This is a genomic window from Candidatus Omnitrophota bacterium (genome assembly GCA_013791745.1).
Classification (GTDB): Bacteria; CG03; CG03; order CG03; family CG03; genus CG03.
The window spans coordinates 1-4,446 of the sequence record VMTH01000001.1; the positions used below are offsets into that span (position 1 = coordinate 1).

General features: G+C 45.6%; 8 protein-coding genes. 7 read left to right on the top strand and 1 reads right to left on the bottom strand.

Going from position 1 to position 4,446, the window contains the following annotated elements:
- The 4 genes from hisB to FP827_00020 form a co-directional block, all read left to right on the top strand.
- A partial coding sequence (gene hisB, locus FP827_00005; protein MBA3051470.1) for an imidazoleglycerol-phosphate dehydratase occupies positions 1 to 331 on the top strand: 331 nt, incomplete at its 5' end.
- Entirely contained in the window at positions 332 to 1,054 is a 723-nt protein-coding gene (gene hisA / locus FP827_00010; GenBank protein MBA3051471.1) for a 1-(5-phosphoribosyl)-5-[(5-phosphoribosylamino)methylideneamino]imidazole-4-carboxamide isomerase, read from the top strand.
- Positions 1,041 to 1,448 (top strand): phosphoribosyl-AMP cyclohydrolase, encoded by a 408-nt coding sequence (hisI, locus tag FP827_00015; protein MBA3051472.1) that lies wholly within the window; start codon positions 1,041 to 1,043, stop codon positions 1,446 to 1,448. Before hisA ends, hisI begins: the two co-directional genes overlap by 14 nt.
- Complete coding sequence (locus tag FP827_00020; GenBank protein MBA3051473.1) at positions 1,424 to 1,810, top strand: CBS domain-containing protein; 387 nt, start codon at positions 1,424 to 1,426, stop codon at positions 1,808 to 1,810. The genes hisI and FP827_00020 overlap by 25 nt, the downstream gene beginning before the upstream one ends.
- Here the strand turns inward: FP827_00020 and FP827_00025 are convergent.
- Entirely contained in the window at positions 1,778 to 2,518 is a 741-nt protein-coding gene (locus FP827_00025; protein ID MBA3051474.1) for a DUF559 domain-containing protein, read from the bottom strand. The two genes, FP827_00020 and FP827_00025, sit on opposite strands and share 33 nt — an antisense overlap.
- Positions 2,519 to 2,715: 197 nt before the next feature.
- Here FP827_00025 and thiS point away from each other — a divergent pair, with 197 nt between their 5' ends.
- The 3 genes from thiS to FP827_00040 all read left to right on the top strand — a co-directional run.
- Positions 2,716 to 2,922: a sulfur carrier protein ThiS gene (gene thiS, locus FP827_00030; GenBank protein MBA3051475.1), complete on the top strand. Its 207-nt coding sequence runs from the start codon at positions 2,716 to 2,718 to the stop codon at positions 2,920 to 2,922.
- Positions 2,919 to 4,148 (top strand): O-acetylhomoserine aminocarboxypropyltransferase/cysteine synthase, encoded by a 1,230-nt coding sequence (locus FP827_00035; protein ID MBA3051476.1) that lies wholly within the window; start codon positions 2,919 to 2,921, stop codon positions 4,146 to 4,148. Before thiS ends, FP827_00035 begins: the two co-directional genes overlap by 4 nt.
- On the top strand, positions 4,149 to 4,446 hold a 298-nt coding region (locus tag FP827_00040; protein MBA3051477.1), incomplete at its 3' end, for an adenylyltransferase.

A 4,446-nucleotide genomic window follows, 5' to 3' on the forward strand; every position in this document is an offset into this window, starting at 1 on the left:
ATCAAAGGGCAAAATACGCAGATTCGGCTCCGCTATCATCCCCATGGATGAGGCTCTGGCTCTTGTTTCTCTGGATGTCTCGGGCCGTCCGTTTCTTGAATTCAATGTTAAATTCAAAAATATAAGAAACGCAGATTTTGATTACCGCCTTCTGGAGGATTTCTTCAGGGCGCTTTCCGTAAAGGCGGGAATCACAATACACATCGTCTCTCTTGCCGGGCGCGACAATCATCATATATGCGAATCTGTGTTCAAGGCCTTCGGCAAAGCCCTCGCCGAAGCTCTCAAGTCCTCGTCCAGAAAAGTGGCCTCGACCAAAGGCCTTATCTGAATGCTGATCATACCGGCTATTGATTTAAGGAGAGGAAAGGCCGTGCGCCTTTTCAAGGGCCGGCCGGAAGAAGAAAAAGTTTATTTTGACGACCCCGCGACGGTCGCCGAGTCTTTCGCGAGGCAGGGGGCGAAAAGAATACATATTGTGAATCTTGACGGGGCCTTCGGTGAGGAAGATTCCCTTAACCGAACGGCGATCAGGGACATAAGAAAAGCCGCGGCCGCGGTTCTGGAAGTGGGGGGCGGAATAAGGAATTTCGCGCAGGCGAGGGAATATCTTTCCGCGGGTGTGGACAGGATAATAATAGGCTCTCTTTATTTTGACAACATCCAGGACTTCGGCGAGATAGTTTCCCGGTTGCCCGGAAAAGTCATGATCTCCGCCGATGTGGGCGAGGGCAGTGTCAGGATACACGGCTGGAAAGATTCGTCGCCTTTGACACTCAAAGAATTTTTAACGGCTTTGCGCACAAGGAACATAAAGGAAGTGGTCGTCACCCAGATAGAAAGGGACGGCACGCTTGAAGGAATAAACGCGGATTTTTATTCGGAACTGGCGTCCATGACTGATATGGATATTATTGCCTCCGGCGGTGTGAGCTGCATGGAAGACATAGCGGCTCTTTCCAAAACGGGCGTCGCCGGCGTCATCACAGGAAAGGCGATATATGAGAACAAGCTGGACTTACAGGAGGCGATTAAAAAATATGGCTCTAACTGATGAAATAAAATTTGATCCCGCGGGACTCGTTCCGGCGGTGGCTGTTGATGAGAGCGGCTGTGTGCTGATGCTCGCTTATATGAACAGGGAGTCTTTTGAGAAAACGATTGCCACAGGCAAGACGACTTTTTATTCCAGAAGCAGAAAGAAGCTCTGGACCAAGGGTGAGGAGTCGGGGAATGTACTGGAGATGTTAGACATTTATCTGGACTGTGACGGCGATGCTCTTGTCGTTAAGGTGAGATCCGGCGTTCCCGCCTGCCACAAGGGTTATGCGAGTTGTTTTTACAGGAAACTTGAAAAAGGGAATTGGAAAATTATTATGAAAAGGGAATTTGATCCCGGGAAAGTTTATCCCGTTAGTGGGAAATGCCTTCGAGGGGAGGTGAAATGACAGCGAAACATATTATGACAACAAATATTGAAACCGTTACTCCGGAGACGTCTCTGGCTGATGCGGTTAACATGTTGCTGATGAGGGAAATCAGCGGTATGCCTGTTGTTGACGGCGAAGGCCGTCTTATGGGTGTGGTTTCCGAGAAAGACGTTTTTCGACTCGCTTTCAGCGGCAAAGTTCACGAATCAAAAGTCGCAGATGTGATGACGACAAAAGTCGTCTCTTTCCCGCCGGACGCCGATATCAGGGATATCGCGAAAGTCCTCGCTGAAAACGTTTTCAGGACAGTCCCTATTGTAGAAGACGGAAAGATTATCGGCATTGTTTCAAGAGCCGATATTCTGGAAGTCGCGCTGTAGAGAAAAAGATTTTTTTATTTTCTTTAAAACGCTACTCGGCTTTTTAAGCAGATCTTCTTCGGATATTCTTATGATTTTCCAGCCGAGTTTTTTTAATTCCTCATCCCGCAGTTTATCTTTTATGCGCTGCTGCTTCCGCGAGTGCCAGCGGTAGCCGTCACATTCCACATCTATCGGTTTCGGGCTGCCGATCAGGGCGAAATCCAGACGGAATATTTTAGCGTTTTTTCTTTTTACAATGAATTCCTTTTTGAAGGGGATCTTGTTTTTTCTGAGCATCGCCTCCAGTATGTCGTCCATGGGAGGAATATCAAAAAGCCCCCGTATGCTCTGTTCCCTGCGCAATTTTTCAAGTGAGGTGAAGCCGAAGGATATTCTCAATCGTGCGCGGTTCAAAACCGGCCTTCTCAATCTGCTTACGCTGCTGAGAAAAAACTGCAGGTAGGTATCGTTCGCCCGGGGATGGCCTTTTTCCTCGGGGAGTATTTCTTTTCTTTTTTTCAGCCGCCAGTATTTTATTCTGCCGTAAAGTTCTATCCTCTCGCCGGAATCTTTAAATGAGGCGCCCTGATAAAAAGCCAGGAATTTCGGTTTTCTCCGCGGAGCGTGCGCGAGGGGAACCCTGTACCATTTTTCTTCAAGGAGAATCCTCCTGTCCAGGTTTGTTTTAAGGACGCATACAAGAACATCAGGCCTTAGCTTTTCCATAAGCAAATTATAGTAAACAAAGCGCCGCGCTTTCAACCCGATCTTTGCAATAAATAATGAGGAACCGAAGCGGGGAGTATGCGCGTGTTACCTGCCGGGCCTTGACAAGAACAAAGAACTTTAATAACATCACAAAGATGATGATAATTGTGATGAAAGACGCAGGGTAATTAAGAGATCAGGTTTAGGGAGGAGAGATGCGGATAAAAGTTAATGGCAAAACAAATGAAATTGAAAAGAGTCTTACTGTAGCCGAACTTCTTGTATTAAATGAAGTTGAAATGCCCGATATGGTAAGCGTGCAGTTAAACGGAAATTTTATTAATCGGGAAAATTTTTCCACGACTGCAATAAAAGAAAATGATGAAATTGATTTTCTCTATTTTATGGGAGGAGGCAGATAATGGGGTTCACCACCAAAGCAATCCATACGCCATATTTAAGGAAAGATTCGCATGGTGCTCTGAATTTTCCCGTATATGACAGCGTAACATTTGAGTTTGAAAGCGCGGAAGAGCTTGAGGCCGCCTTTCGAGGCCAAAAACCCCGCCATGTATATTCAAGGATTACAAATCCCACGGTTGAGCATCTGGAGCAAAAAATTAAAAATGTTTCAGGGGCTGTCGCTGTGGTTGCTGTATCATCGGGAATGGCCGCAATAGCCAATACTATAATGAGCATTGCCCAAAAAGGCGACAACATTATCACCACAAAATATATTTTCGGCAATACTTATTCCCTGTTCAAAAATACTCTGGGCCCCTGGGGGCTGGATATAAAGTATGCGGATTTTTTGCATCCGGAAAACCTGACAAAATTAATTGATGCAAATACCAGGGCAATATTTTTTGAAACTATTACTAATCCTCAACTGGAAGTGGCCGATATAAAAGCACTTTCGGAAATCGCCCGAAAACACAATATACTGCTTTTATGCGATACCACTATGACGCCGGTTTATTTATTCAACAGCCGGGCTTTCGGAGTAGATATTGAGCTCCTTTCCAGTACAAAATACATTTCCGGCGGAGCGACTTCTGTGGGGGGATTGATAATTGATAACGGAACTTATGACTGGAGGAAAAATCCGAAACTTGAAAAAGACGCAAAGCAACAGGGCCCTCTCACACTTGTAACGAAATTGAAACGTGAAGTTTTCCGCAATTTCGGGGCCTGCCTGTCTCCGCATAACGCTTATCTCCAATCAGTGGGCCTCGAAACACTCGCATTGCGGGCGGACAGGTCGTGCGCGACTACTCTTGAGGTTGCAAGGTTCCTGGAAAAACATGAGAAAACCAAAAAAGTGAATTTTCCGGGGCTTGAAAGCTCCCCCTTCTATAGTATTGCTAAAAAACAATTTGGTAATAAATGCGGTTCGGTGCTGACCTTCGAACTGCTTTCCAGGGAAGAATGTTTTAAATTTCTTAATAAACTTAAGATTATAAGGCGGACTACAAATTTAAATGACAACAAGACTCTCGCATTGCATCCGGCATCAACTATATTCTGCGAATATAATTCCAAGCTAAAACTTGAGATGGGAGTACCGGAGACGCTGATCAGGCTGGCGGTGGGAATTGAAGAGCCGGAAGATATCATCGCGGATATTAAGCAGGCATTGGAGGATTAAATGGCATTGAATGACGAACAGCTTGAACGCTACAGCAGGCACATTATCCTTAAAGATATTGGTATTGAAGGCCAGGAAAAAATATTATCGGGCAAAGTGCTGATAATCGGCGCAGGCGGATTAGGCGCCCCCGTAGGGATGTATCTGGCCGCCGCCGGAGTGGGAACCATAGGCATTGTTGACGGAGATGTGGTTGATATAACAAATCTGCAAAGACAGATTATTCATTTTACGCCTGATATAAATAAACTTAAGGTTGTATCGGCCAAAGAAAAAATGCAGCTGATCAATCCCGAAA

Coding starts and splice junctions, on each gene's coding strand:
- FP827_00020 (MBA3051473.1), top strand. CDS start 1,424: ATGCCTTCGAGGGGAGGTGAAATGACAGCGAAACATATTATGACAACA.
- hisI (MBA3051472.1), top strand. CDS start 1,041: ATGGCTCTAACTGATGAAATAAAATTTGATCCCGCGGGACTCGTTCCG.
- thiS (MBA3051475.1), top strand. CDS start 2,716: ATGCGGATAAAAGTTAATGGCAAAACAAATGAAATTGAAAAGAGTCTT.
- FP827_00025 (MBA3051474.1), bottom strand. CDS start 2,518: ATGGAAAAGCTAAGGCCTGATGTTCTTGTATGCGTCCTTAAAACAAAC.
- hisA (MBA3051471.1), top strand. CDS start 332: ATGCTGATCATACCGGCTATTGATTTAAGGAGAGGAAAGGCCGTGCGC.